Here is a 26,210-nt window from a genome sequence, read left to right as displayed (position 1 = left end):
GATACCCGATTGCTTTCAGCTAATTTTCAGACTTCGCCTTCATGGACCAATACATAGACAAAATCGGCCTTTTCATCGAGGCCAACCAGGTGTGGGCCGGCCCGATCACGTTCCTGCTGACCCTGGGTGAATCCATGGTGCTGCTTGGCCTGTTCATTCCTGCCACCGCGCTGATGCTGCTGACGGGCGGGCTGATCGGCGCCGGCACACTGGACCCCTGGGGCGTCATCGCCTGGGGCATCGCGGGCGCCATCGTGGGCGACGCGCTGTCCTATTGGCTGGGGCGCTGGGCCGGCCCCGGCGTCTTGCGCCGCTGGCCGCTCAAGCAGCAACGCACCGGTGTGGCGCGCGCCCGTCTGTTCTTCTACCGCTACGGCTTCGCATCGGTGCTGATCGGCCGGTTCCTGGGACCGATCCGCTCCACCATTCCCACCGTCGCCGGCGTGATGGGCATGGCGCAAAGCCGCTTCCAACTGGCCAATGTGCTGTCAGCCTTCCTGTGGATGCCGCTGATGCTGGCGCCGGGGTACATCACCGCGCGCAGCCTGGGCACCGCCGAAAACGCGCAACAGATTGCCATGATGATCGGCGCAGGGCTCTCCGTGCTGCTAGGATGCGGACTTCTGCTCGCCATGGTCCGCAAGCGCCGTCAACCGGCGCGGGTCCGGCGCGGCAATTGAACCGAAAGAGGGAGTCATGGCGATAGATCTGGAGCCGAAAAACGGCGATTTCGCGCGCTATATCGAGAATCTGACGAATGCGGGCGGCACCACGCCCGGCCGGGTTCCCGACAAGCGCGAAGCCAGCCGTAAATCCGCCCCGCCGGCCGCCGTGCCCGTGCCGCCGCCTGCCTCCGACTCGCTGTCCACCGCGCCCTGGGGCAAACCGGCTTCGCCCCCCATGCAGGCCCGGCGCGACGCCGCCTCGCCGGGCGCCACTGCGCCGGCGCAAAGCGACGAAGGCACGGTCTCGCTGGCCCGGCGCGCCCGGCAGCGCAAGATCGGCGCCATCCTGACGATCGCGGGGATCCTGGCGGGCTGGGCCGCCGTCAACATCGCATTCCGTGCGTTCCGCAGCCCGCAGTTCGAGCTGGACGAATTCGTGCCCGCCGTCTTCCTGGGGTTCTTCGCATTCATGCTGATCAAGGCGGCCGGCGCCGCGCGCAATCCGCGCAAGACGCTGCCGGGGAAGCTGCCGCCGCTGAAAACGTCGTCGTACCGGAAGGACGGCGGCTGACGCCAGCGGCCCGACGGCACGTTGGCTAAGTGCTAACATTTCCGCCGCGATTGAATACCCCCATGAAACCCCGGAGTGAAAGTGAATAACGTTGTCGGATTGAACCAGGCCCAGGCGGCCACGATGCTGAAGTTGCAGGACCACTTGAACAGCATGATCAATCCCGACTGGGTCAACGGCGGAGCCCGCTTCCTGCGCGCCGCCTTCGTCGAGTCCGCCGAAGCCCTGGAGCACTACGGCTGGAAGTGGTGGAAGAAGCAGACCATCGACCTGCCCCAGGTGCAGATGGAACTGGTCGACATCCTGCACTTCTACCTGTCCCACACGATCGTCGAGGCCCGCGGCCAGCTTGATGGCGCGGCCGATGCCCTCGTGGCCGATCTGGCCACCGCGCCCTCGGTCGTGCTGGACGGCAAGACCTACGTGCTGAACGGCCTGCCCGTGCCGGAACTGCTGGAACTCATCGGCGGCCTGGCCGTCTGCGGCCGCGCCAGCTACAAGGTGCTGGAACAGACCATGACGGCGTGCGAAATGAGCTGGAACGACGCCTACACGCAATACGTGTCGAAGAACGTGTTGAACATCTTCCGCCAACAGCACGGCTACAAGGAAGGCACGTACATCAAGATCTGGAACGGCGAAGAAGACAACGTCGTGCTGGCGCGCCTGCTGGCGCAACTGGACCCGGCCAGTGCGGATTTTGCCGATGCGCTGAACCGCGAGCTGGAACAGGCCTATTCGCGCCTGTAAGCCGCGCCCTGCCCTGAATGAAAAACGCCGCATCGATGCGGCGTTTTTCATGCGCGTGCGAACGCGCGGCAATCAGGATGGGTCAGCGCTGGCCGAAGCGCGTCTCGCCGAACAGTTCCTTCAGCTCGCGGGGCTGCGAACGCCAGTACTGGCGCGGCGCGGTCACCTGACCGCCCAGTTGCGCCGCCGCATGCCACGGCCAGCGCGGGTCGTAGAGCATGCCGCGCGCCAGCGCGACCATGTCGGCCTGCCCTTGCGCCAGGATGTCTTCGGCCTGCTGCGCTTCGGTGATCAGCCCGACCGTAATGGTGGGCATGCCGACCTGGCGCTTGATCGCTTCTGCGAACGGCACCTGGTAGTTCGGCCCCACGGGGATCTTCTGCTGCGACGACACGCCGCCGCTGGACACGTCGATGAATTCACAGCCACGCGATTTCAGCGCCTGCGCAAACACCAAGGTCTGTTCCAGGTCCCAGCCGCCTTCTACCCAATCGGTGGCCGATACGCGCACGCCCAGCGCCACGGAAGATGGGGTGACCTCGCGCAGCGCCTGGAAGACTTCCAGCGGGAAACGCATGCGGTTTTCCAGCGAGCCGCCGTAAGCGTCCTGGCGCTGGTTCGACAGGGGCGACAGGAACTGGTGCAGCAGGTAGCCGTGGGCGGCATGCAATTCGATGGCGTCAAAGCCCAGGCGGATGGCGCGGCGGGCGCTATCCACGAACGCGTCGCGCACGCGTGCCAGGCCGGCCTCGTCCAACGCATGGGGCGGAGGTTCAGACGCATTGTGCGCAATGGCCGACGGCGCCCAGCCCTGCCAGCCGCCGTTGGCGGGCGGGACAAGCTGGCCGCCGTTCCAGGGGGCGTCGCTGGACGCCTTGCGGCCGGCGTGGCCCAGCTGGATGCCGAGCTTGATGGGGGAATAACGGCGCACCGCGGCCACCACGCGGCCCAGGGCGGCCTCGGTCTCGTCCGACCACAGGCCCAGGTCCCCCGGCGAGATACGGCCATCGGCCTCGACCGCGGTGGCCTCCGTGAACAGCAACGCCGCGCCCGACAAGGCCAGATGGCCCAGATGGATCATGTGCCAGTCGGTGGCACAGCCCGCTTCGGCCGAGTATTCGCACATGGGGGCGATGACGATGCGGTTGGCAAGCGGGACGTTGCCGATCGCCGTGGGACTGAACAGATGACTCATGCTGGGGCCTCCGGGCCGTTGGACGCCACAGCATAGCGCCCGCCGTTGGCCCTGATCCCAATCCCAACGCCCCCGTCAGGGTTAAATGCCGCCCCCACGCATCCGCTATTGGCCTTCGATCACGCTGTCCAGGAACTGACGCGTGCGCGCTTCTTTCGGCTGGCTGAACAGCACCGGGGACTCGGCGTCCTCGACGATATTGCCCTCGTCGAAGAACAGCGTGCGGTCCGAGCTGCGTTCGGCGAATTTCATCTGGTGGGTGACGATGATCATCGTCATGCTGCGCCGGGCGGACAGGTCCCGCAGGATCTGCAGGATGCCGCCGACAAGCTCGGGATCCAGCGCGGAGGTGACTTCGTCAAACAGCATGATCTCGGGGCACATCGCCAGCGCGCGCGCAATGCCCACCCGCTGCTTCTGGCCGCCCGACAATTGGGCGGGATAGACATCCAGCTTGTCGCCCAGGCCCACCATGTCGAGGTATTCCACGGCGCGCTCGCGTGCCTGGTCTTTCGGCATGCCCAACACATGCACCGGCGCCTCCATCGCGTTGCCCAGCGCCGTCATGTGCGGGAACAGGTTGAAGTGCTGGAACACCATGCCGATCTTGCCGCGCACGCGGCGCAGGTGTTCGGAATTCGCGCCCACGGGGCGGCCCTGCTCGTCCTTCCACATGGATTGGCCGTCGATCTCGATATCGCCGCTGGTGGGCTGGTCCAGCGTCATCAGCACGCGCAGCAAGGTGGACTTGCCCGACCCGGACGGGCCGATCACCGCCACCGTCTGGCCTGCCGGAATCTCCAGATTGATGCCGCGCAGCACCTCCAGCTCTCCGTAACGCTTATGCAGATTCCTGATGTTCAAGCTGGCGCTCATCGCTTTCCTCCATATCGTTGCAGGCGGGCCTCCAGGCCGCGCACACCCCACGCCGCCACCAGGCTCAGGGCCAGGAACAGCAGGCCCACCAGCGTCAGGGGTTCGGTGTACCGGAACGTCGCGGACCCGATCATCTTGCTTTGCTGTAGCAGTTCCACCACGGTGATGGCCGACAGCAGCGGCGTGTCCTTGAACATCGCCACCAGGTAGTTGCCCAGCGCCGGCACCACGGGCGGGATCGCCTGGGGTAGCACGACGCCAATGGCGGTGCGCCAGCGCGACATGTTCAAGGCGGTGGCCGCTTCCCATTGCCCGCGGGGCACCGCCTCGATGCCGGCGCGGTAGACCTCGGCGCAATACGCGGCATAGTGCAGCCCCAGCGCCACGATGCCGGTCGTCAGCGGCGACATCTGCGCCCCCGTCAACGGCAGCACATAGAACAGGAAATACATCTGCACCAGCAGCGGCGTGCTGCGCACGAACTCGATCACGAACGCCGTGGGCAGCGACACGATGCGCAGCCGAGACCGCCGCAACATCGCCAGCACGAGGCCCAGCGTGACCGCCACCAGCATGCCCAATACCGTCGCCTGGATGGTGATGATGAGGGCAGAGCCCAGGGTGGGCAGGATCTCCAGCGCGAAAGACCAATCGAATATCGGTGTCATCGGACGCGGACCCTCCGCTCAAGCAGACGCACGCCCGCGGTGATCAGCAAGGCCACCCCGAAATACATCAACAGCATCAAGGCGAAGATCTCCGTCGTGCGCAGCGTTTCGCTGCGCAGCAGTTGGCCGCGGAAGGTCAGGTCGGTGATGGTGATCAGCGACACCAGCGCCGTGTTCTTCATCAGTTCGATCAGCAGGTTGCCGGCGGGCGGCAGCATGGCGGGAATCGCCTGCGGCACCACGATGCGGCGCAGGATCTGGGCACGGGTCAGGTTCAGCGCCACGCCGGCCTCGCGCTGACCGGGCGGCACGGCCCGGATGGCGCCGCGCACCACTTCGGCCCCGTAGGCGCCGGCGTTCAATGCCAGCACAACAATCCCCACCAGCATGGCCGGCAACTGGACGCCGAACAGCGGCAGCACGAAATAGAACCAGAACAGCTGCACCAGGGCCGACGTGCCCCGGAAGACTTCGACATAGACCGACGCCAGCCAGCGCACCGGCCGCAACGGCGACATGCGCCCAATGCCGGAGGCCAGGGCCAGCGGCACGGCCAGCACGACGGCGCCGGCCATGATTTCCAGCGTAACGACCAGCCCCTCAAGCAGGGGCGGCACCAGCTCCGCGATGTGCTCTGAAATCAGTTGCATCGGCGCCCCTTATTGTCCGGCGCAGAGCTTGGCGGCGGTCACGCCCTGGGGCAGCTCCTCGCTGGTGAAGCCGAAGGGCGCCACCAGTTTCTTGTGTTCATCGGTGCCGATGTACTTGGCCAGTTCCGCATTGAAGGCGTCGGCGAAGGCCTTGTCGTCGGTGCGGAACGCGTAAGCGCCATAGCCGCGCACGCCCTTGCCGTCGATCACGGGGTCCGTGAATGGGTCGGCCTTCTCCAGCCCGCTGCCGTCCTGCGTCTTGCCCATCAGGTCGTTGATGGTGAGCGCGGTGGCAGCATAGGCGTCGGCCCGGCCGGCCTGCACGCCGGACAAGGCGCTGACGGCGTCCGGGAACACCACGACCTGCCCAGCGGGAATCTTCACTTTCTGGGCGTAGTCGCCCTCGATGGCGCCCACCACGACGCCCAGCTTGGCGTCGGGATTCTTCACCACGTCTTCATAGCTGTGCAGGTTCTTGGGGTTGCCCTGCTTGACCAGGAAGGCCTCGCCCACCCCGTACGTCGGGTCCGAGAACGCCACCTGCTGGCAGCGCTCGGGCGTGACGTACATGCCGGCGGCAATGATGTCGAAACGCTTGGCGGCCAAGCCCGGAATCAAGGAGCCAAACTCGGTCAGCACGCCCTCGACTTCGTTGATGCCCATGCGTTGGAGCACAACGCGGGCAATCTCGACGGATTCACCGGTGACCTTGGCTTCTTTGCTGTCCATGTAGGCGAACGGCGCCTCGTTGGCGTAGCCGATACGGATCTTGCCTGCGGCCTTGGCCGCTTCCAACGTGTTCGTCGCGCCTGCTGGCGCGCCGCCGCCCGTTGCGGCCTTATCGGCCCCCGAGTCGGAACACGCGGCCAATACGCCCAGGCTCAAGGCCAACAACAAGCGTCTGGATTGGAGCAAGGTCATGGATTTTTTCTCCCGAATTTATTTCTAGGTGCATGGCTTCACTAAAAATAATACGCTATTAAATGATTTCTATACGAATCATATGGGCGTGAAAAAGCAGGCCTAAGCCTGCTTTTGGGGACTGATGCCCTATGGAGCGTCAGTAAATGCTACGAAAGGTAGGTATTTATGTTTACGGCTACTGCGCGTAGGAGAACCGGCCGTTCTTGACGACACCCATTACGCGGGCGCGTTCGTCGAAACCCTGATGATTGTCCTTCGAAATATTCAGCACACCGTTGGGCACGACCAGGTCGCGGGTATTTTCCAGCGCATCGCGCAAGGCCGCGCGGAATTCCGGCGTGCCGGGCTTGGCGCCCGTCTTCAACGCCCGGGCCACTGCCGAATCCAGCAGCATCCAGGCGCCGTAGGCGTCGCCCGCGAACTGCGTCAGCGTATTGGCCCCGTACTGACCTTCGTACTTGTCGGCGAACGCCACGGCCACTTTCTTGACCGGGTTGCTGTCAGGCAGCTCTCGCGCCACCACGCCCGGGCCGGTCGGGAACAGGGTGCCTTCCACGTCCTTGCCGCCGACCTGCAGGAATTCCAGCGTGCCGATGCCATGGGTCTGGTAGATGGCGCCGGTGTACCCGCGTTCCAGCAGCGTCTTCTGCGGCAAGGCGGACGGCGTGCCGGCGCCGGCGACCAGGACGGCGTCCGGCTTGGCGGCGATCACCTTCAACGCCTGGCCCACGACCGACGCATCGGTACGCTGGAAGCGCTCCTGCGCCACGATCTTCAAGTCGTCGCCAGCGGCGGCGGTGAATTCCTTCCACCAACTGTCACCATAGGAATCCGCGAAACCGATGAAGGCCACGTTCTTCAGGCCCTTCTTTTTCATGTCTTCCACCAGCACGGTCGCCATCAGCGAATCGTTCTGCGGCATCTTGAACGCCCAGGCGCGCTTAGGGTCGGACAAGGGTTCCACGATGACGCTGGAGGCCGCCAGCGCGATCATCGGCGTCTTGGTTTCGGCCAGCACGTCCAGTCCGGCCAACGCGGCGGCCGTGGTGTTGGGGCCGACGATGGCGTCCACCTTGTCTTCGGAGGTCAGCTTGCGCATGTTCTTCACCGCGCGGCTGACATCGGTGCCGTCGTCCAGCACCACGTAGCGCGCCGGCTCGCCACCCAGCGTGTTCGGCCACAGGCGAATCGCGTTGTTGGTCTGGATGCCGATGGCGGCGGCGGGCCCCGTGGTCGACACGTTCACGCCGATCACGACGTCGGCGTGGGCGGACAAAACGGGAAAGACCAGCGCGGCGGCGCAGGCATAACGCAGGAAATGGCGTGACATGACAGCAGGCTCTTCGAGTTGAATGAAAGCGATGGCGCTATTTTGCCTGATGGCATTGGCGCGCTTCGGCCTGCCGTTACATCGGCTTGCCGTTGCGCACCGGTGGATCCCGCGCCCGCCCCCTAGCCTCGCCGTATCATGAACGATGCCGCCTTCGGCAACATGCACCGCCCGCAGCGGCGGATCGCATCCCTGCACCGGACGCGCCCGTGATGGGCGCGCCCCCCTCAACAGGAGTCACCATGAAGAAAACCGCATCCGCCGCCTGGTCGGGCGATCTGAAGACTGGCAAGGGCACGATCTCCACCCAAAGCGGCGCGCTCAAGAGCCAGCCCTACGGCTTCAATACGCGCTTCGGCGATACCCCGGGCACCAACCCCGAGGAACTGCTGGGCGCCGCGCACGCCGGCTGCTTCACCATGGCGCTGTCCAACATCCTGTCGGAATCCGGCCTGGTCGCCACCAGCCTGGACACCAAGGCTGAAGTCACGCTGGACAAAGTGGACGACGGCTTTTCCATCACCGCGGTCCACCTGACCGTGGAAGCCGTCATCCCCGGCGCCACCGCGCAAGCCTTCGAAGAAGCCGCCCGCAAGGCCGAGACTGGCTGCCCGGTGTCGAAGGTGCTCAAGGCCAAGATCACCATGGACGCCAAGCTGAAGTCCTGATTCTGCCCTGCCCTGATGGCGTGTCCCTGGGGGACGCGCCATTGGGCACCCCTATCCCGGTCTTGCCCAAAATCAATTTGACGGCCGGCACTCTCTTCTAGACAATGAGAATCATTCTCAGGAGTGTCGTATGACCGGATTCATCTACGCGATATCGGGCGGCAAAGCCGCCCTTGCGCAAGACGCCCAGGTGTCGGCGAATCTGCGCCGCATGGTCGGCTCCGGCATCCTGGTGGCCGTGGGCTACATCGATCCGGGCAACTGGGCCACCGACATCGCCGGCGGCAGCGGCTTTGGCTACGGATTGCTGATGGTCGTCATCACCTCAGCATTCCTGGCCCTGGGTTTCCAGATCCTGGTATCGCGCCTGGCACTGGCCACCGGGCAAGATCTGGCCACGCTGACGGCCCGCCACCTGTCGCCGCGCTGGTCCAAGGCGGCGTGGCTGGCTGGTGAAGCCGCCATCCTGGCCACTGCCCTGGCCGAACTGATCGGCGGCGCAATCGCGCTGCGCCTGCTGTTCGGCCTGCCGCTGATCGCCGGCGTGGCGGTGACCGGTGTCGGTACCTTCGCCGTGCTGGCGTTGACCCGCGGCAATGCCGACCGCCATGAACGCGTCATCGCCCTGCTGCTGGCGGTGGTGGCCGCGTCGTTCGTCTACCTGCTGTTCAAGGCCAATCCGGCGTGGACGGAAGTGGCGCACGGCGTCACGCAAACCGGCCATGCGCTGCGCGACCCGCAAGGCTTCCTGATCGCCCTGGGCATCCTGGGCGCGACCCTGATGCCGCACAACCTCTATCTGCACTCCGGCTCGCTGGCCGAACGCGCCAAAGCGCTGCCTCCGTCCGCGCTCGACATGGCGATGCGCCTGGCTCGCAACGACACCATCGTGTCTCTGGGCGTGGCCATGCTGATCAACTCGGCGATCATGATCGTGGCGGCGGCCTCGCTGTCCGGGTCGGGGTTGATCGTGTCCAGCCTGGACGACGCCCATGCCGTGATCGGCCAGACGCTCGGTATCGGCGCCGCCATCGTCTTCGCCGTGGCGCTCTATGCCGCCGGCCAAAGCTCCACGATCACGGGCGTGCTGGCCGGACGCATCCTGTCCAAGGGCTTCCAGATCCGCAGCAACTGGTCGGACCGCCGGCGCGCATTGATGACCCGCCTGATTGCGGGCGCCGCCGCCATGGGCCTGCTGATCTTCACGGGCGGCAAGGACCCCGACGAACTGCTGGTGCTGAGTCAGGTCATCTTGAGCCTGGCCCTGCCCTTCGCCTTGGGGCCGCTGGTGCTGCTGGCCTGCCGCAAGGGCGTCATGGGCCAGCATGCGCTGCGCGGCGCCTGGGCCTGGGCCGCGGTCAGCGCCACGGTCGGCATCGTGATCCTGGACGGCTACCTGCTGGTCGACATGGTGGTGTGAGCCGGGCTACCGGCATCGCCTGGGGGCAACCCCAGCGCAAAAAAAACGCCAGCAATCGCTGGCGTTTTTTCTGTCGGACCGCTTGCGCTCAGTGGCGGGCGGAGATGACCGGATGCTGCTGTCGGCCGACGTCCATGTCATGCAGGACTTCGCCCACGGCGCCGCCCCACGAAGCCAGGCGCGTCTTCAGGCGCAGCCAGGTGCCACGGGTGAAGGGGCCGGACAGGGTTTCCGCTTTGACGGCCTCGCGGATCAAGGACCGCTCCAGCGCATCCGACATACGGGCATTTTTCAACGCGGTATCGCTCATGATTCTCTCCTTGAGAAAGGCGATGTGGAACAACACGAATTCATGTTAGATCCGCGTTTGCTGCGTTGCAACGAAAATATCAACCATTAATTTGTTCGTTGCGCAATGGGTACAAACACCACCATAACGGTGCATGCGGCACCACATTAAGCACTGCTTTTGTGCAGCGCAATACATCTTTCAGCCGGGCAAATGGGCCTGGATCAGCTTATCGGCCATCTCGGCCACCCTTCCCGCCGGGCCTCCTTCGCCGAACAGCTGGCTGGAAACGAAAGCGCCCTCGATCAACAGCAGCAAGCCATCGGCCAGCGCCTCGGGGTCGCCCGCGCCCATGCCCGCCGCCATCTCGTTCAACCGGCGGCGTAACTCCAGCTTGTGTTCGACGGCAACCGCCCGGGCCGGATGCTCGGGTTCGGGATACTCGACCGCCGCATTGGTCAGCCCGCAGCCCCGGTAACCACTGAGCACGGCGCGCTTGCTCAAACCCGACAGGTAATCCAGCAGTTGCGCGCGCGGATCGCCCGGATGCGCATCACAAGCGGCATTGAAACGCGCCCAGAATTCTGCGTCGTAATCGCGCAGATAGGTCGCCGCCAGCTCGTCCTTGGACGAAAAGCTGCGGTACAGGCTGGGCTTGGTCACGCCGGCCTGGGTCACGATGGCGTCGACTCCGACCGCCCGGATCCCATCGCGGTAGAACATTTCGCGCGCGGTCTTGCGGATGCGGTCGGCCGCCAGCAGCGGTTTGGTTGCCGGCTGGTCCGGGGTGACGGACGGGGCGGAGGGTTTGCTGGCCATTCGGGTCTCCATCAAATAGTGCTTGACGATGTTACTGACCGGTACGTACTATTCGCAAATCTAAATACGTACCGGTCAGTAACATGAGTATAGCCCACCCCCCCATCCCGTTCCGGCGCGCCGGCCAAAAGTACGCTTTTGTCGTGGTCGCGGTGATTTTCCTTTCGTTGCTGGTGTCGGCCGGGCTGCGCTCGTCGCCCAGCGTATTGCTGGTGCCGCTTGAAGAAGCGTTCGGCTGGAGCCGCAGTTCGATCTCGTTCGCCGCGGCCGTCGGCATCTTCCTGTATGGCCTGATCGGCCCCTTCGCCGCCGCCGCGATGGAGCGCTTCGGCTTGCGCCGCATCCTGATCGGGGCGCTCGTGCTGATGTCCGCCTCCAGCGCCGTCAGCGCCTACATGACCGAACCCTGGCACCTGCTCATGACCTGGGGCGTGTTCTCGGGCATCAGTTCGGGCGCGGTGGCCTCGGTGTTGGGCGCCACCATCGTCAATCGCTGGTTCACCAAGCATCGCGGCCTGGTAATGGGCCTGCTGACCGCCAGCACCGCCAGCGGTACGCTGGTGTTCCTGCCGGTACTGGCCACGCTGGCTTCCTCCGGCGACTGGACCCGCGTGGTCTGGACGGTGGCCGCCGCCGCCGCCGCGCTGGTGCCGCTAGCCTGGTGGCTGGTGCCCGACCGCCCTTCCAGCGTCGGCCTGGTGCCGTTCGGCAGCGATCCGGACGCGCCGCCCGCTCCCGCCGCACCGCGCACCGGCATGGTCGCCGCCACCTTCGGCGCCCTGGCGCGCGCCGCCAAGACCCGCACGTTCTGGTTCCTGTTCGCGACCTTCTTCATCTGCGGCTTCACCACGAACGGCCTGGTTGGCACGCACCTGATCGCGCTTTGCGGCGACCACGGCATGCTGGAAGTCCAGGCAGCCGGCCTGCTTGCGATCATGGGCATCTTCGACTTGATAGGCACCACGGCCTCGGGTTGGCTGACCGACCGCTACGACCCGCGCAAGCTGCTCTTCGTCTACTACGCGCTGCGCGGCCTGTCGCTGATCTACCTGCCCTATTCCGACTTTTCGTTCTACAGCCTGTCGATCTTCGCGATCTTCTTCGGCCTGGACTGGATCGCCACGGTTCCGCCCACGCTGCGCCTGACGACGGAAGCGTTCGGCGAACGCGATGCGGCAATCGTCTTCGGCTGGATCGTCGCCGGCCACCAGTTGGGCGCGGCCACCGCCGCGTGGATGGCCGGCGCCATCCGCGAAGCGCAAGGCAGCTACATGACGGCGTTCATCATCTCGGGCGCAACCGGCCTGATCGCCGCCGTGATCGCGCTGCGCATTGGCAAGAAGCAACTGACGGCGCAGCCCGCTTGACCGGCGCGGGCCGGGTTCAGGATTTGACCGCAGCGCCTGGGCGGCCACGAAGGTTGTAGGCCTTCTTGCCGCCCACGTGCTTGCGGATCAGCGTTTCGGCGCGCTTGCCGTCGCGCGCCATCAGCGCCTGCACGAAGGCCTCGTGGTCCGCGACCGCCGTCGTCCATTCGTCCAGATCGAAGTTGGACTTGTAGCGCAGCGCCTGCACCTGCAGGTTCAGCCGGTCATAGGACTGTGTCAGCGCGGGATTGTGGGCGGCGCGGTTGATCGCGATATGCGTGCCCATGCTGGCCGCGAAGTACGCGCGGATATCCCGCTTCTCGTAGTTTTCAAGCATCTGCGCATGCAGGCGAGCGATCTCGGCAAGCTCCGCCTCGGACGCGCGCTCGGCCGCGCTACGCACAGCCAATCCCTCCAGCACGGACAGCACATCGAAAATGTTCTCGATGTCGTCGGCCGACAACTCGATCACCATCGCCCCGCGCTTGGGCTGCAACGCCACCAGGCCGTCCGAGGCCAGCATCCGGTAAGCCTCGCGCAACGGCGTTCGTGAAATCTTCAATTGATCGCACAGGTCCCGCTCGTTGAGCCAGGTGCCGGGCTTCAACGTGCCGTCGATGATCAGCTGCCGCAGCCGCTCGGCCACAACCGCCGGCAGGGTCGGGTGATGAATCGCCAAATCGGGGACGGACACTTCCGGGATCGGACTTTCAGGGTTAGCCATGGGTTGTTCACGCTCACAACATCGATTATTTTTGTATCTGGTATACCAAACACCAAAGGAATACCAACCTGATCCCATCATAAATCAAGCAACGCCCGGGCAGGTTCCATCCACCAAGGAGACTCGATATGAACAAGCATGCTCGCGCCTGGACGGGCGCGCTGGCGTTGGCGGCCGGCGTGGCCGCCGCCAGCCCCGCCCTGGCGCAGGACCCGGCGAAGTGGCCGGAACGCCCCATCCGCCTGGTCGTCGGGTTTGTGCCCGGCGGCGGCACAGACGTCTCGGCGCGCATCGTGTCCGCGCGCCTGTCCACCCTGCTTGGCCAGCAGATCGTGGTCGAGAACAAGCCGGGGGCCTCGGGCCTGATCGCCGCCGATTACGTGGCAAAAGCCGACCCCGACGGCTACACGCTGCTGCTGGCGAACATGCAGTCCACGGTCGCCGCGCCCTATGTCGTGCAATCCAGCATCGACCCCATCCGGGATTTCACCGCAGTGCGGTACATCGGGTCGGTGCCCAACGTGCTGGTCGTAAACCCCACCAAGCACCGCTACGCCACCGTCCAGAACCTGGTGGATGACGCCCGCGCCAAACCCAAGCAGCTGCTGTACGCCTCGTCGGGCATGGGCAGCCCGCAACATCTGAGCGCCGCGCGTTTCTCGCAGATCGCCGGCGTGTCGATGGAGCACGTTCCCTACAAGGGCAGCGGCCAGGCCATGACCGACCTGCTGGGTGGCAATGTGGACATGAACTTCGACACGCTGCCCGGCGCCATCAACCAGATCCAGGCGGGCAAGCTACGACCGCTGGCGGTCACCAGCGCCGAACGCAGCAAGCGGCTGCCCGACGTGCCCACCCTGGCGGAATCCGGCATCAAGGGCCTGGACATCGTGCAGTGGTACGCGGTGCTGGCCCCGGCGCAGCTGCCCCGCCCGATCATGGACAAGCTGGACCGGGCGCTGGCCCAGACTCTGGCCGACCCCGAGATCGCGGCAAAGCTAGCCGACCAAGGCATGGACCTGGGCGGCGGGCCGCAAACCCCCGCGGCCTTCGCCGCCTATGTGCGCGACGAATGGACCAAGTACGGCAAGCTCACCGCCAGCCTTGGCCTGACGAAACAGTGATCCCCTGCGGGGGCTCGCCCCCGCGCCCGACCAAAGGAACCCCATGAACGCTACTTCTACCCCCGACTCCACGCCCATCCTGCTGCAACGCGACGGCGACATCGCGACCGTGGTGCTGAACCGGCCCGAAAAGCTCAACGCCTTCACCATCGACGGCTGGCGTCTGCTTGGCGACATCTTCCTGGAACTGGACCGCGACGACAGTGTGCGTTGCGTGCTGCTGCGCGGCGCTGGCGAAAAGGCGTTCTCGCCCGGCAACGACATCAGCGAATTCGAAACCGCGCGCAGCAACAAGCGGCAGGCCGTGGAATATGGCGCCGTCATGCGCCGCACGATCGAGGCCATCGGCGGCTGCCGCCATCCGGTCGTGGCGCAGATACACGGCATCTGCGTGGGCGGCGGCCTGGAGATCGCCAGTCTGGCCGATCTACGCATCTGCGGCGAAAGCTCGCGGTTCGGCGTCCCGATCAAGAACCTGGGGCTCGTGATGTCGTATTCGGAACTGGCGCCGCTGGTGCGCCTGGTCGGCCCGACCACCGCGCTGCAAGTGCTGCTGGAAGGAACGATATTCGACGCCGCCGAAGCGTTGCGGCTGGGCGTGGTCACGCGCGTCGTGCCGGACGATCAGGTGGCCGAGCAAGCCCAGGCCGCCGCGCGCCGCATCGCCGACGGAGCGCCGCTCGTGGCACGTTGGCACAAGAAATTCGTGCGCAACCTGGTCCAGGGCAAGGCATTGACCGACGCCGACCGCGACGAAGCCTTCGACTGCTTCGACACCGAGGACTTCCGAGCCGGCTACCGCGCCTTTCTCGCCAAGACCAAACCGCAATTCAACGGCCGCTAAACGCCGATCAAGGAACCTGCATGCATAACGACACCCGCGGCTCCGGCCGCCCGCCCTCCTCCAGCTCCGATGCGCCCGTCGGCGCGTTGGCCGGCATGCGCGTGATCGAGCTGTCGCAGATCATGGCCGGCCCTACCTGCGGCATGATGCTGGCCGACCTGGGCGCCGACGTCATCAAGGTCGAAAAGATCGATGGCGGCGACGATTCCCGCCAGTATCGCGACCCGCAGATCAACGGCATCTCGGCGCCCTACCTCATGCTCAACCGCAACAAGCGCGCCATCGCCCTGGACTTGAAACACCCCGAAGGCAAGAAGGTCCTGCTGCGCATGATCCGCGACGCCGACGTCGTCACCGAGAACTTCCGCAAGGGCACGATGGAAAAGCTGGGGCTGGGCTACGACACGCTGCGCCAGGAAAACCCGGGCCTGATCTATTGCGCCGTATCGGGGTACGGCACCACCGGCCCCTACGCCGACAAGGGCGGCTTCGACCTGGTGGCGCAGGGCTTCTCCGGCCTGATGGCCATTACCGGCGAACCCGGCGGCCCGCCGCTGCGCACCGGCAATTCCGTGGCCGACATCAATGCGGGCCTGCTGGCCGCGTTCGGCGTGCTGGCCGCCTATCAGCACAAGCAGCGCACCGGCGAAGGCCAGATCGTCGAGACCTCGCTGCTGGAAGCCAGCCTGCAGCAACTGTACTGGCACGCCGCGATCTACTTCGGCAGCGGCGTCTCCCCCGGCCCCACCGGTTCGGCCCATGTACTGAGCGCGCCCTACCAGGCATTCCCCACGGGCACGGACTGGATCATCATCGGCGGCGCGAATGAAAAGAACTGGCAGCGCATCGCGCAAGCGCTGGGCAAGCCGGAGTGGGCGGACGATCCGCGCTACGCCCGCAACCGCGATCGCATGAACAACCGCGACGAACTGGTGGCGGAGATGTCGGCCATCCTGGAGACGCGCAGCGCGCAGGAATGGCTGGACGTTTTCGACGAGGCCGGTGTGCCCGCCGGCCCGGTGCATTCGATCGCGCAGGCGCTGTCGCATCCGCAGACGCTGGCGCGCGGCATGGTGGTCGAGCAGGACCACCCGGTGGCCGGCAAGGTGCGCACCGTCGGTATGCCGGTGAAGTTGTCGGCCACGCCCGCGCAATACCACCGCGCGGCGCCTCGCCTGGGCGAGGACACCATCGCGATCCTGGGAGAGTTCGGCTACGGCCAGCAGGAAATTGACGCACTGATCGAGGCCGGCGCGGTCATGGCCGTGGACCGTGAACGCGCACCGGCTTAGAACGTTTTTGGCTGGATTGCTGACGGTCGGTTTCGGGAGGCAGGGTGCTTGAGACGCCGGCGTCCGAGCTGCGGGATTCCGATGCTCGCCCCGACGGGGCTGCGCTTCGGATCCCTCCGCCCGGGCGCCGGCTCACGGCCCCTGCCCATGATCGGGGTCCAAAACCAACGCATGAGGCCGCCGTCAGCCGAGGCTGCCCGGAGCCATCTGAAGCGCAGCCCCACCGGGGCGAGCATCGGAATGACGCAGGGCAGCCTCGGCGGTTAAAGAACCTTCACATCCACAAGCTCGAAGCCCTGCGCAAGATCGGCGCGCCCTACTCGGACTCGCCCAGATAGGCCGCACGCACCTTGGGATCGTGCAGCATGTCACCCGCGGGCCCGGACAGGATGATCTCACCCGACTCCATCACATAACCACGATGGCTGGTTTCCAGCGCCAGGCGCGCGTTCTGCTCGATCAGCAGGATCGTGACGCCTTCGCTGGCGATGGTGCGCACCACCTCGAAGACCTTCTCGACCATCAAAGGCGCCAAGCCCATCGACGGCTCGTCCAGCAACAGCAGCTTGGGGCGCGCGATCATCGCGCGGCCCATCGCCACCATCTGCTGCTCGCCGCCGGACAAGGTGCCCGCTGCTTGCTTGCGGCGTTCGGCCAGGCGCGGAAACAGCGTGAAGACGCGGTCAGTGTCCTGGCGGATCTGCGCGGCATCGCGGCGGATGTACGCGCCCATCGCCAGGTTTTCCTCGATGGTCAGCTGGCCGAAGATGCCACGGCCTTCCGGCACCATGACCAGGCCCTTGCGGACCAGTTCATGCGACTTCTGGCCGCCGATCGATTGGCCGCCATAGACCACTTCGCCGCCCGCCAGCGGCACCAGGCCGCAAATGGCGCGCAACGTCGTGCTCTTGCCGGCGCCGTTGGCGCCGATCAGGCACACGAGTTCGCCTTCGTCCACGCGCAGATCGATCCCGCGCACCGCGCGGATGCCGCCGTACGAGACCTGCAGGCCGCGCAGTTCCAATAAGGGTTGGGATGCCGTCATGTTGCCGGGCTCTCTTTGTTAATCAGCGGGTCCTGCGCCGCGCCGGCGCCCAGATACGCTTCGATGACCTTGGGATCGCGTTGCACCTGGGCAGGCTTGCCCATCGCCAGCACCTTGCCGTATTCCAGCACCAGCACGCGGTCGCACAGCCCCATGACGAGCTTCATGTCGTGTTCGATCAGCAGCACCGTGACGCCGTCGCCGCGGATCTTTTCGACCAGCTTGCGCAGCACCACGGTTTCCGACGCGTTCATGCCGGCGGCGGGTTCGTCCAGCGCCAGCAGCTTGGGATCCGTCGCCAGGGCGCGCGCGATCTCAAGCCGGCGCTGGTCGCCATAAGGCAGCGAACGCGCGACGTCGTTGGCGCGATGGCCGATGCCCACGTAGTCCAGCAGCTCTTGCGCCCGCGCCTCGATGGCGGCCTCTTCGGCGCGCGTGCCGCGTGTGCGCAGCACGGCGCCCAGCACGCCCGCCTTGGTGCGCATGTGGCGTCCGATCATCACGTTCTCGATGGCCGACAGGTTGGCGAACAGGCGGATATTCTGGAAGGTGCGCGCCAGGCCCGCAAAGGCGACTTCATGCGGCTTCTTGCCCGACATGGATTCGCCATTGAAGGTGCAGTTGCCCTCTTCCGGGATGTACAGGCCGGTCAGCACGTTGAACAGCGTGGTCTTGCCCGCGCCGTTCGGGCCGATCAGCCCATAAATCTCGCCTTGCTCGATATCGAAACTGACGTCCGACAAGGCTTGCAGGCCGCCGAAGCGCTTGCCCAGGCCCTGGGCTTGCAGCAGTTTGCTCATGCCGCGCCTCCTTGCGTCTTGGTGGCCAGTTCACGCTTGCGCACCGCCGACGGCCACAGGCCCGCAGGACGGAACAGCATGACGCACACCATCGCCAGGCCGAACAGCAGCATGCGAATGCCTTCGGGGTCCAGGATCACGGCGCCGAACACCATGTGCTGGAACGGCTCGACGACCGCACGCAGGAACTCCGGCAAGGCCGCCAGGATCAACGCGCCCAGGATCACGCCCGGGATATGGCCCATGCCGCCCAGCACCACCATGCACAGGATCGAGATCGATTCCATCAGCGAGAAGCTCTCAGGGCTGACAAAGCCCTGCATCGACGCGAACAACGCGCCCGCCACACCGCCGAACGAAGCGCCCATCGCGAACGCCAGCAGCTTGATGTTGCGGGTGTTGATGCCCATCGCCTTGGCGGCGATCTCGTCTTCACGAATGGCTTCCCACGCGCGGCCGATACGCGAATTCTGCAGGCGCACGCACACCACGATGATGATGAGCGTCAGCGCGAGCAGCAGGTAGTAGTACTTCTCGGGCCCGGTGAAGCGGATGCCGAAGAGGCTTTCCGTGCGCCCGAACGCGAATTCGCCCACCTTGAAGGTGTCGATGCGGTTGATGCCCTGCGGCCCGTTGGTGATGTTGATCGGGGCGTTCAGGTTGTTCAGGAAAATGCGGATGATTTCCCCGAAGCCCAAGGTCACAATGGCCAGGTAGTCCCCTCGCAGCTTGAGCGTGGGTGCCCCCAGCAGCACGCCGAACATGCACGCCACCGCCAGCGCGATCGGCAGGATCGCCCAGAACGGCAGGTGCAGCCCGAAGTGCGGCGAGGCCAGCAAGGCCCAGGTATAGGCGCCCACCGCGTAGAACGCGATGTAGCCCAGATCCAGCAGGCCGGCAAAGCCCACCACGATGTTCAGGCCCAGCGACAGCATCACGTACAGCAACGCGAAGTTCAGGATGCGCACCCAGCTCTGGCCGGCCATGCCGATCACAAAGGGCAGCACCGCCAGCACGATGCCGATCAGCGCGATGCCGATCAGGTTGCGGGTCGACAGCCCGCTTGCTTTCAACGAGGAACTCATGCGCGGTCTCCCACACGTTCGCCCAACAGGCCGGACGGACGGAAGATCAACACCAGCACCAGCACGAAGAACGCAAACACGTCCTGGTAATGGCTGCCCAGGAAGCCCCCGGTCAGGTCGCCGATGTACCCGGCACCCAGCGATTCGATGATGCCCAGCAGCAAGCCGCCGGCCATGGCGCCGACCATGTTGCCGATGCCGCCCAACACGGCGGCCGTGAAGGCCTTCAGGCCCAGCATGAAGCCCATCGTGTATTGGGACACGCCGTAATAGGTCGCGACCATCATGCCGGCCACGGCGGCCAGCGCCGAACCGATCAGGAACGCGGCCGAAATGACCGTATTGATGTTCACGCCCATCAGGCCCGCCACTTCACGGTTCTGCGCGGTAGCGCGCATCGCCGTGCCCAGGCGGGTCTTGTGCACCACGGCCAGCAGGCCGCCCATGATCAGCGCCGCAATCACCACGATGGCGATCTGCAGCGTGCTCATGCGCGCGCCGGCGAATTCGAAGACGTGCGGCGACAGCACCTGCGGGAAGTTCAGGTAGTTGCGGCCCCAGCCCATCATCGCCACGTTCTGCAGGATGATGGACACGCCGATCGCGGTGATCAGCGCCGCCAGGCGAGGCGCACGGCGCAGCGGCCGGTAGGCCACGCGCTCGGCCGTCCAGCCCACCGCCATGCACAGCGGCACGGACACCAGCAGGCCCACGCCCAGCACCACGAAGGCGGACACGCCGGGATCACCGCCCACCAGCGAAATGGCGATCGTCGTGGCCGCCATGGCGCCGATCATGACGACGTCGCCATGCGCGAAGTTGATCAGCCCGATGATGCCGTACACCATGGTGTAGCCAAGGGCGACCAGGGCGTACACGCTGCCTAGCGTGACGCCGTTAATCAATTGTTGAATGAAGATATCCATAGGGGCCGCGGAAATAAGCCTGGAAAAGTCGCGCGGGGCGCGCGGCCGGAGACGTCACGGGCCGGGCGCGGGGTGCGCGCCGCACACGCCGGGCGGCGCGTGCGGACAAAGTGGGCGGACACCGGCGCGGCCGGCATCCGCCTGGTTCAACTCGCCTTAGTTGGCCTGGCTGACCATCGTTTCAACCATCTCCCACTTGCCGTTCTTGACTTCGTAGATGGTGACCGAGATTTCCTTCAGATCGCCCTTGGCATCGTAGGAAATGTGCTCGCTGGTGGCGCCCTTGCGGTCCAGCTTGGCCAGCACGGGCAGGTACTTCTCGGGCTTGGCGGAACCGGCCTGCTCGATCGCGGTGATCATGTTCCAGGCGCCGTCGTAGGCGTAAGGCGCGTACACGCCGGGGGCCTTCTTGAAGCGCGCCTGATAGCGCTGTTCGAAGTCCTTGCCCGCGACCATCTTGTCCAGCGGCACGCCGGCAAGCGAGGCATAGGTGCCGTCGGCGGCGTCGCCGGCCAGCTTGATGAACGTGTCGCTGCGGGTCATTTCACCCGAGACCAGCGGCGCCTTCAGGCCCAGCGTGGCCAACTGGCGCTTCATCGGGCCGGATTGCGCATCCAGGCCGCCGTAGAAGATCGCATCGGGCGCGGAACCCTTGATGTTGGTCAGGATGGCGGTGAAGTCGTTGGCCTTGTCCGTCGTGTACTCACGGCGGACCACTTCGCCACCGGCGGCCTTGACGGCCTTTTCGACTTCGTCGGCCAAGCCCTGGCCGTAGGCGGTGCGGTCATCGATGATCGCAACCTTCTTGGCCTTCAGGTTCTGCACGATGAATTTGCCGACCGCGGCGCCCTGCTGGGTGTCGCTGGTCATCATGCGGAACGTGGTTTCGTAGCCCTGCTTGGTGTATTCGGGCGAGGTCGCCATGGCGATCTGGGGCAGACCGGCCTCATGGTAGACGCGCGACGCGGGGATCGTCGTGCCGGAGTTGAAGTGGCCCAGGATGCCCACGACGTCCTGGTCAACCAGCTGTTGCGCCACCTGCACGCCCACGCGCGGATCGGCCTGGTCATCACGCGACACCAACACGAATTTGGCCGGCTGGCCATCGACCTTGATGCCCTTCTTGTTCGCCTCTTCCAGGGCCAGGTTCAGGCCGTTCTGCATGTCTTCGCCGTAGTGCGATTGCGGACCCGTCAGCGGGGCGGCAAAGCCGAATTTGATGTCGGCGGCGTGGGCGGCGGCCGTCATGCCGACGGCGGCGATGCTGGCGGCGAGAAGCTTCAAAGTGGTGCGGAACTTCATGGGGAATCCTCCGGGGTGTCGGACTTATTGCCTTGTTATACCTGAGCTTTTAGCCAGGCTTTTGGTTTCTTTTACTACCGCAGCCCCGGCGGTGACCAGGTGCTGCGCATGCATTTTCTGCAAAGTCCGGATGCCGGGTTGCGACATCCGGACTTGAGGTGCGACCGGATTTTGCTTCCAGTGCAACCCTGCCCGATATTGGAGATAACCCTCGGTTACTGGACGATAGCCCCGGTGGTCCGGGGGTTACCGTCCGGTCACCTTCAGCCGATCGTCATGAGACTGGCGTTGCCGCCTGCCGCGGCCGTATTGACGCTGATGGAGCGCTCGGTCAGCAAGCGTTCCGGCACGTAGCCGGCGCCGGCCGCCAAGGCGTCGGACGTCAGGCCATGCACCGACAGGATGGCACCCGGCCGCTGTGCGATGCGCTGGTTCAGCGCCTGCAGCGCGTCGCCATCGCCCTCGAACAGCACGGCCTGGTAGTCCGCCTGATCGACCTCGTCGTCGGCCAGGATGCCCGCTTGCCCTTGCTGCTCGGCATCCAGCGTGGCCAGCAGCGCCTGCGCGGCCGGCGTGTCGGCGAACCAGGCATGGTTGCCCGTCAGGCGGGCCACCGACCATTGCGCCCGTGCGCCGGCCTCGGTCGCCGCCACGCAGTAGACGGCGCCGCGCGGTTCGACCATATAGGTATTGGTCTCGCCCGTGGGGCCGGGCAAGGCCATGCGCTGCGGCAGGGGCGCCGCGGCGTCCAGCGCCGGCGGCAAGCCCGCCGGACGCGTGCCCAGCAGGCGGTACATATACAGCGGACCGCCCGCCTTGGGACCGGTGCCCGACAGGCATTCCCCGCCAAAGGGCTGCACGCCCACGACCGCGCCCACGATATTGCGATTGACGTAGACGTTGCCGGCATGCACCTGCCCCGTGACGTGTGCGATCGTTTCGTCGATACGGGTATGCACGCCGAAGGTCAGGCCGTAGCCGGTGCCGTTGATGGCGTCCAGCAAGGCGTCCAGCTCATCGCGCTTGTAGCGCACCACGTGCAGCACCGGGCCGAATACTTCGCGCGTCAGTTCGCTGATGTGGTCGATTTCGATGATGGTGGGCGCCACGAAGGTGCCATGGCGGCATTCGCCATTCAGTTCGACCTGGTCCACGCGATGGCCTGCGGTACGCATCGTCTCGATGTGCCGCTGGATGCCGTTGCGCGCGTCGGTATCGATGACCGGACCCACGTCCACAGACAGGCGATCCGGATTGCCCACGCTCAGCTCGCGCATCGCGCCGCGCAGCATCGTCAGCACGTGGTCGGCGTTGTCTTCCTGTACGCACAGCACGCGCAGCGCCGAGCAGCGCTGGCCGGCCGAGTCGAAAGCCGAGCTCAGCACGTCGAACACCACTTGCTCGGACAGCGCCGACGAATCCACCACCATCGCGTTCTGGCCGCCGGTTTCAGCGATCAGCGGAATGGTGTGGCCGTTATCGTCCAGGCGATCGGCCAGCGTACGCGCGATGATGCGCGCCACGTCGGTCGAGCCGGTGAACATCACGCCGCGCACGGCGGGGCTGGCGACCAACTGGGCGCCCACGGTCTCGCCGCGGCCCGGCAGCAGTTGCACGGCGCCGGCAGGCACGCCGGCCGCGCGCAGGATGGCCACCGCTTGCGCGGCGATCAACGGCGTCTGCTCGGCGGGCTTGGTCACCACGGTATTCCCCGCGGCCAAGGCGGCCGCGACCTGGCCCGTGAAGATGGCCAGCGGGAAGTTCCAGGGGCTGATGCACAGCACGGTGCCCAGCGGGCGGTGCGTGTCGTTGCTGAATTCCTGTTCGGCTTGGTCGGCGTAGTAGCGCAGGAAGTCCACGGCTTCGCGCACTTCGGCGATCGCGTTGGGCAGCGACTTGCCGGCTTCGCGCACGATCAGGCCCAGCAGGGTCTGCATCTGCTCTTCCAGCAATTGCGCCGCACGGCGCAGGCACTGCGCCCGCTCCGCCACCGGCGTCGACTGCCAGATGGGGGCCGTGTTGGCGGCCGCGCGCAAGGCGGTGTCGGCCTCGTCGGCTTGCGCTTCGATCACATGGCCCACGATGTCGCGCAGGTTGGCGGGGTTGCGCACTTCGATGGCGCGCGCCGCATCCCAGGCCTCGCCGCCCTCGCCCAGCATCGGACCCGCACGCCACGGCGTGCCGGCGCTGGCCAGCAACGCGGCGGACAGCGACCCCAGCCGGTGTTCGTTCGTCAGATCCAGGCCCGCCGAGTTGGCGCGAGCGCCCTGCTGCGGATTGCCATAGAGTTCACGCGGCAGCGCGATCTTCTCGTGCGGCGCGCCCAGCGGCACGATGCGCGAGGCGGCTTCGACCGGATCGGCCACCAGCGTTTCCACCGGAATGCTGTCGTCGCCGATCAGGTTCACGAATGAGGTGTTGGCGCCGTTTTCCAGCAGGCGGCGCACCAGGTAGGCCAGCAGCGTTTCGTGCGTGCCGACCGGTGCATAGATGCGGCACGGACGGTTCAGCTTGCCCTGGGCCAGCGGGCCCACCACTTCGTCGTACAACGGTTCACCCATGCCGTGCAGGCACTGGAACTCGTACTGGCCGGGATAGTAGTTCTGGCCAGCCAACTGATAGATGGCCGCCAGCGTGTAGGCGTTGTGCGTGGCGAACTGCGGGTACACGGCTTCGGGCGCGCCCAGCAGCTTGCGGGCGCACGCCAGGTAGGCCACGTCGGTGTACAGCTTGCGGGTATAGACGGGATAGCCTTCCAGTCCGTCCACCTGGGCGCGCTTGATCTCGCTGTCCCAGTAGGCGCCCTTGACCAGGCGCACCATCACGCGATGGCGGCTGCGGCGGGCCAGGTCGATCACGTAGTCGATCACGAACGGCGCGCGCTTCTGATAGGCCTGGATGACGAAGCCGATGCCGTTCCAGCCGTCGAGCTCGGGCGCGAAACAGAGCGCTTCCAGCAAGTCCAGCGAGATCTCCAGGCGATCGGCTTCTTCGGCGTCGATGTTCAGGCCGATGTCGTAGCTGCGGGCCAGCGCCGTCAGCGCCTTCACGCGCGGCAGCAGTTCCGCGATGACGCGTTCGCGCTGGCTGCGCGAATAGCGCGGGTGCAGCGCGGACAGCTTGATCGAGATGCCCGGGCCTTCATAGATGCCGCGGCCGGCCGCGGCCTTGCCGATGGCGTGGATGGCCTGCTCGTACGAAGCGTAATAGCGTTCGGCGTCTTCCGCGGTGGTCGCGGCTTCGCCTAGCATGTCGTAGGAATAGCGGAAGCCACGGGCTTCCATCTTGCGGTTGTTGGCCAGCGCTTCGGAAATGGTCTGGCCCGACACGAACTGCTCGCCCATCATGCGCATGGCCATGTTCACGCCCTTGCGCACCAGCGGCTCGCCGCCCTTGCCGATCAGGCGGGTCAGCGCCTTGGACAGCGATTGCTCGCTGCTCACGGCCACCAGCTTGCCGGTGATCATCAGGCCCCAGGTCGCGGCGTTCACGAACAGCGACTGCGAACCGCCCATGTGGGACTTCCAGTCGCCGCGGGCGACCTTGTCGCGGATCAGCGCGTCGCGCGTGGCGCGGTCGGGAATGCGCAGCAGCGCTTCGGCCAGGCACATCAGCGCCACGCCTTCCTGGCTGGACAGCGAAAATTCCTGGATCAGCCCTTCGACGCCGCCGCCCTTGCGCTTGCCGCGCAGCTTCTTGACGAGGTCGGACGCCATCGCATGCACCTTTTCCAGGTTCGGCATGCGGGCCTGGCCCAGCAGCAGCGGCACGCACTCCGGCTCGGGGCGGCGATAGGCCGCGGTGATGGCTGCGCGCAGCACGGACTGCGGCTGCACGTCCTGGCCAAACTCGTAGAACGGCGGCGTGGGCGCCGACTGGCTATCGCCGGCGTCGTCATCCGTGCCGGCATCGATGCCCAGATGCGACATTTCGGCTGGCAGATGGCCGCGCTCGATCTTGTCCAGGTAGGCAAGGATTGCCTGCTTGTGCAGCCAATGCGGCGTGCAATTGAGCTTGTGCGCGGCTGCCTTCAGGCGGTCGCGTAGTGCGTCATCGACTTTGACGCCAAGGGTCGTGCTGGCCATAAGAGATTGCTTCCTGTCGCATGGCAAAGGTAATACTGGATCCGAAAGGAATCCAGCATGGGTAGGACCGTATGCTAGACAGGTTGCAACCGTGTTTGTATTAAGGTTAACCCTAGGTTAACCACTTGAGATCACGCGGCTTTCTCAGTCCTCCAAGGCTGAGCAACCCAGCATTTGCACCGAACCCGAGCCTGCCGGGGTCTGCCCACGCATGGCCGAGGCCATGGCGCCAGCCAGGCTGACCACCGCGCGCTGCTGGGCGGCGATCAACGCCGGCACGCCGGCTTCCGAAACGTTCTCCGTGACCACGCTGCGGCAAATCAGGCCCGTGCCCTTCATGTTGACCGGGCGTACGCGCCAGGTGGCATCCAACTGCGCCATGCTGCCGGAGACCAGTTCAAAGCGCTGCACGTCGGTCTGCACCCGCCACACCGCGGCGCCGGGGCCGGGCTTGACCATCTGCACATCCAGCGCGCCCAGCTCCCGCTTCAACGCATCGGATAGCGCGCCGCGCAGCTCGTCGCCCAGCGGCGAACTCCAGCGTTCGGAATACAACGCCGACACACTGCCGTCGCCGGTGCGCACCATCAACTGCGGCTGATCGGCCTGCGTCGACAGGCTGACGGGCTGGACTTCGATCAGGAAGGCCGCCGGTGCAGCCGCCGCCGACGCCGGGGCCGCCGGCCCTTGCAGCGTGTAGTAGTGCACCGGTGGCGACGAGCCGCAGCCCGCCAGGGCAGCGCCCGCAACCAGCAGGGACAGGACGGTACGCATCGAGGAAATAGTCATGT

25 protein-coding genes are annotated in these 26,210 nt (G+C 65.9%); 9 read left to right on the top strand and 16 right to left on the bottom strand.

The genetic code is table 11. The features are described from left to right. Window positions 1-41: 41 nt before the first annotated feature. The 3 genes from AC3WMU_RS02460 (at window position 42) to AC3WMU_RS02450 (ending at window position 1,986) form a co-directional block, all read left to right on the top strand. Entirely contained in the window at window positions 42-680 is a 639-nt protein-coding gene (locus AC3WMU_RS02460; protein ID WP_424626084.1) for a DedA family protein, read from the top strand. A gap of 16 nt (window positions 681-696) precedes the next feature. Next, a complete protein-coding gene (locus AC3WMU_RS02455; RefSeq protein ID WP_088590029.1) occupies window positions 697-1,236 on the top strand; it encodes a hypothetical protein in 540 nt (179 codons plus the stop codon). 99 nt (window positions 1,237-1,335) lie between these two features. After that, entirely contained in the window at window positions 1,336-1,986 is a 651-nt protein-coding gene (locus AC3WMU_RS02450) for a dUTPase (RefSeq protein ID WP_280028806.1), read from the top strand. 82 nt (window positions 1,987-2,068) lie between these two features. On the opposite strand, the gene AC3WMU_RS02445 is transcribed toward AC3WMU_RS02450, so the two are convergent. The 6 genes from AC3WMU_RS02445 to AC3WMU_RS02420 all read right to left on the bottom strand — a co-directional run bounded on the left by AC3WMU_RS02445 (window position 2,069) and on the right by AC3WMU_RS02420 (window position 7,629). Further along, entirely contained in the window at window positions 2,069-3,181 is a 1,113-nt protein-coding gene (locus tag AC3WMU_RS02445) for an NADH:flavin oxidoreductase/NADH oxidase (RefSeq protein WP_006227914.1), read from the bottom strand. Window positions 3,182-3,286: 105 nt separating this feature from the next. Beyond that, the gene (ehuA, locus tag AC3WMU_RS02440; protein ID WP_424626083.1) at window positions 3,287-4,057 is read right to left on the bottom strand and encodes an ectoine/hydroxyectoine ABC transporter ATP-binding protein EhuA; all 771 of its coding nucleotides are present in this window, start codon (window positions 4,055-4,057) and stop codon (window positions 3,287-3,289) included. Then, a complete protein-coding gene (ehuD, locus tag AC3WMU_RS02435) occupies window positions 4,054-4,725 on the bottom strand; it encodes an ectoine/hydroxyectoine ABC transporter permease subunit EhuD (RefSeq protein WP_088590026.1) in 672 nt (223 codons plus the stop codon). Before ehuD ends, ehuA begins: the two co-directional genes overlap by 4 nt. Next, window positions 4,722-5,375, bottom strand: coding sequence for an ectoine/hydroxyectoine ABC transporter permease subunit EhuC (gene ehuC / locus AC3WMU_RS02430; RefSeq protein ID WP_088590025.1), 654 nt, complete (start codon window positions 5,373-5,375; stop codon window positions 4,722-4,724). Before ehuC ends, ehuD begins: the two co-directional genes overlap by 4 nt. Before the next feature lie 9 nt (window positions 5,376-5,384). Then, the gene (gene ehuB, locus AC3WMU_RS02425; RefSeq protein WP_006227910.1) at window positions 5,385-6,296 is read right to left on the bottom strand and encodes an ectoine/hydroxyectoine ABC transporter substrate-binding protein EhuB; all 912 of its coding nucleotides are present in this window, start codon (window positions 6,294-6,296) and stop codon (window positions 5,385-5,387) included. Window positions 6,297-6,474: 178 nt separating this feature from the next. Further along, entirely contained in the window at window positions 6,475-7,629 is a 1,155-nt protein-coding gene (locus tag AC3WMU_RS02420; protein ID WP_006227909.1) for an ABC transporter substrate-binding protein, read from the bottom strand. Window positions 7,630-7,871: 242 nt separating this feature from the next. Here AC3WMU_RS02420 and AC3WMU_RS02415 point away from each other — a divergent pair, with 242 nt between their 5' ends. Further along, window positions 7,872-8,297 carry an OsmC family protein gene (locus AC3WMU_RS02415; protein ID WP_006227908.1) on the top strand — a complete coding sequence of 142 codons (426 nt, stop codon included), beginning with the start codon at window positions 7,872-7,874 and terminating at the stop codon, window positions 8,295-8,297. A 130-nt stretch (window positions 8,298-8,427) separates the two neighbouring features. Continuing rightward, window positions 8,428-9,717: an Nramp family divalent metal transporter gene (locus AC3WMU_RS02410; RefSeq protein ID WP_492281749.1), complete on the top strand. Its 1,290-nt coding sequence runs from the start codon at window positions 8,428-8,430 to the stop codon at window positions 9,715-9,717. Window positions 9,718-9,805: 88 nt separating this feature from the next. Here AC3WMU_RS02410 and AC3WMU_RS02405 read toward each other — a convergent pair whose 3' ends face one another. Then, window positions 9,806-10,027, bottom strand: coding sequence for an XRE family transcriptional regulator (locus AC3WMU_RS02405; RefSeq protein ID WP_454677314.1), 222 nt, complete (start codon window positions 10,025-10,027; stop codon window positions 9,806-9,808). Window positions 10,028-10,207: 180 nt separating this feature from the next. Continuing rightward, window positions 10,208-10,825: a TetR/AcrR family transcriptional regulator gene (locus AC3WMU_RS02400; RefSeq protein ID WP_280028737.1), complete on the bottom strand. Its 618-nt coding sequence runs from the start codon at window positions 10,823-10,825 to the stop codon at window positions 10,208-10,210. Between the two features lie 83 nt (window positions 10,826-10,908). Between AC3WMU_RS02400 and AC3WMU_RS02395 the strand changes: the two genes are divergently transcribed. Beyond that, window positions 10,909-12,192, top strand: coding sequence for an MFS transporter (locus tag AC3WMU_RS02395; protein ID WP_280028735.1), 1,284 nt, complete (start codon window positions 10,909-10,911; stop codon window positions 12,190-12,192). 16 nt (window positions 12,193-12,208) lie between these two features. Here the strand turns inward: AC3WMU_RS02395 and AC3WMU_RS02390 are convergent, their stop codons facing one another. Then, on the bottom strand, window positions 12,209-12,916 hold the full coding sequence (locus tag AC3WMU_RS02390; RefSeq protein ID WP_427956177.1) for a GntR family transcriptional regulator: 708 nt from the start codon (window positions 12,914-12,916) through the stop codon (window positions 12,209-12,211). Window positions 12,917-13,044: 128 nt separating this feature from the next. Between AC3WMU_RS02390 and AC3WMU_RS02385 the strand changes: the two genes are divergently transcribed. The 3 genes from AC3WMU_RS02385 to AC3WMU_RS02375 are packed head-to-tail and all read left to right on the top strand — an operon-like array spanning window position 13,045 to window position 16,176. Further along, window positions 13,045-14,040 carry a tripartite tricarboxylate transporter substrate binding protein gene (locus AC3WMU_RS02385; RefSeq protein ID WP_006227902.1) on the top strand — a complete coding sequence of 332 codons (996 nt, stop codon included), beginning with the start codon at window positions 13,045-13,047 and terminating at the stop codon, window positions 14,038-14,040. A gap of 43 nt (window positions 14,041-14,083) precedes the next feature. Further along, on the top strand, window positions 14,084-14,884 hold the full coding sequence (locus AC3WMU_RS02380; protein ID WP_492281748.1) for an enoyl-CoA hydratase-related protein: 801 nt from the start codon (window positions 14,084-14,086) through the stop codon (window positions 14,882-14,884). 20 nt (window positions 14,885-14,904) lie between these two features. Further along, a complete protein-coding gene (locus AC3WMU_RS02375; protein ID WP_454677319.1) occupies window positions 14,905-16,176 on the top strand; it encodes a CaiB/BaiF CoA transferase family protein in 1,272 nt (423 codons plus the stop codon). 316 nt (window positions 16,177-16,492) lie between these two features. Here the strand turns inward: AC3WMU_RS02375 and AC3WMU_RS02370 are convergent, their stop codons facing one another. The 7 genes from AC3WMU_RS02370 to AC3WMU_RS02340 form a co-directional block, all read right to left on the bottom strand. Then, window positions 16,493-17,221, bottom strand: a complete 729-nt coding sequence (locus AC3WMU_RS02370; RefSeq protein ID WP_454677320.1) for an ABC transporter ATP-binding protein — start codon at window positions 17,219-17,221, stop codon at window positions 16,493-16,495. Further along, entirely contained in the window at window positions 17,218-18,021 is an 804-nt protein-coding gene (locus AC3WMU_RS02365; protein ID WP_280028728.1) for an ABC transporter ATP-binding protein, read from the bottom strand. Before AC3WMU_RS02365 ends, AC3WMU_RS02370 begins: the two co-directional genes overlap by 4 nt. After that, window positions 18,018-19,106: an ABC transporter permease subunit gene (locus tag AC3WMU_RS02360; RefSeq protein ID WP_492281747.1), complete on the bottom strand. Its 1,089-nt coding sequence runs from the start codon at window positions 19,104-19,106 to the stop codon at window positions 18,018-18,020. The genes AC3WMU_RS02365 and AC3WMU_RS02360 overlap by 4 nt, the downstream gene beginning before the upstream one ends. Further along, window positions 19,103-19,954, bottom strand: a complete 852-nt coding sequence (locus AC3WMU_RS02355) for a branched-chain amino acid ABC transporter permease (RefSeq protein ID WP_390882138.1) — start codon at window positions 19,952-19,954, stop codon at window positions 19,103-19,105. Before AC3WMU_RS02355 ends, AC3WMU_RS02360 begins: the two co-directional genes overlap by 4 nt. A gap of 234 nt (window positions 19,955-20,188) precedes the next feature. Continuing rightward, entirely contained in the window at window positions 20,189-21,334 is a 1,146-nt protein-coding gene (locus AC3WMU_RS02350) for a branched-chain amino acid ABC transporter substrate-binding protein (RefSeq protein ID WP_280028726.1), read from the bottom strand. A 263-nt stretch (window positions 21,335-21,597) separates the two neighbouring features. Further along, complete coding sequence (gene putA / locus AC3WMU_RS02345) at window positions 21,598-25,419, bottom strand: trifunctional transcriptional regulator/proline dehydrogenase/L-glutamate gamma-semialdehyde dehydrogenase (protein WP_492281746.1); 3,822 nt, start codon at window positions 25,417-25,419, stop codon at window positions 21,598-21,600. A 144-nt stretch (window positions 25,420-25,563) separates the two neighbouring features. Next, window positions 25,564-26,208, bottom strand: a complete 645-nt coding sequence (locus AC3WMU_RS02340; RefSeq protein ID WP_492281745.1) for a PqiC family protein — start codon at window positions 26,206-26,208, stop codon at window positions 25,564-25,566. Between the last annotated feature and the right edge of the window lie 2 nt (window positions 26,209-26,210).

The sequence above is a fragment of the Achromobacter sp. FW305-C-13 genome (assembly GCF_058783475.1).
The sequence above is the reverse complement of the archived record's forward strand: the minus strand, read 5'-3'. Positions and strand labels throughout refer to the sequence as shown.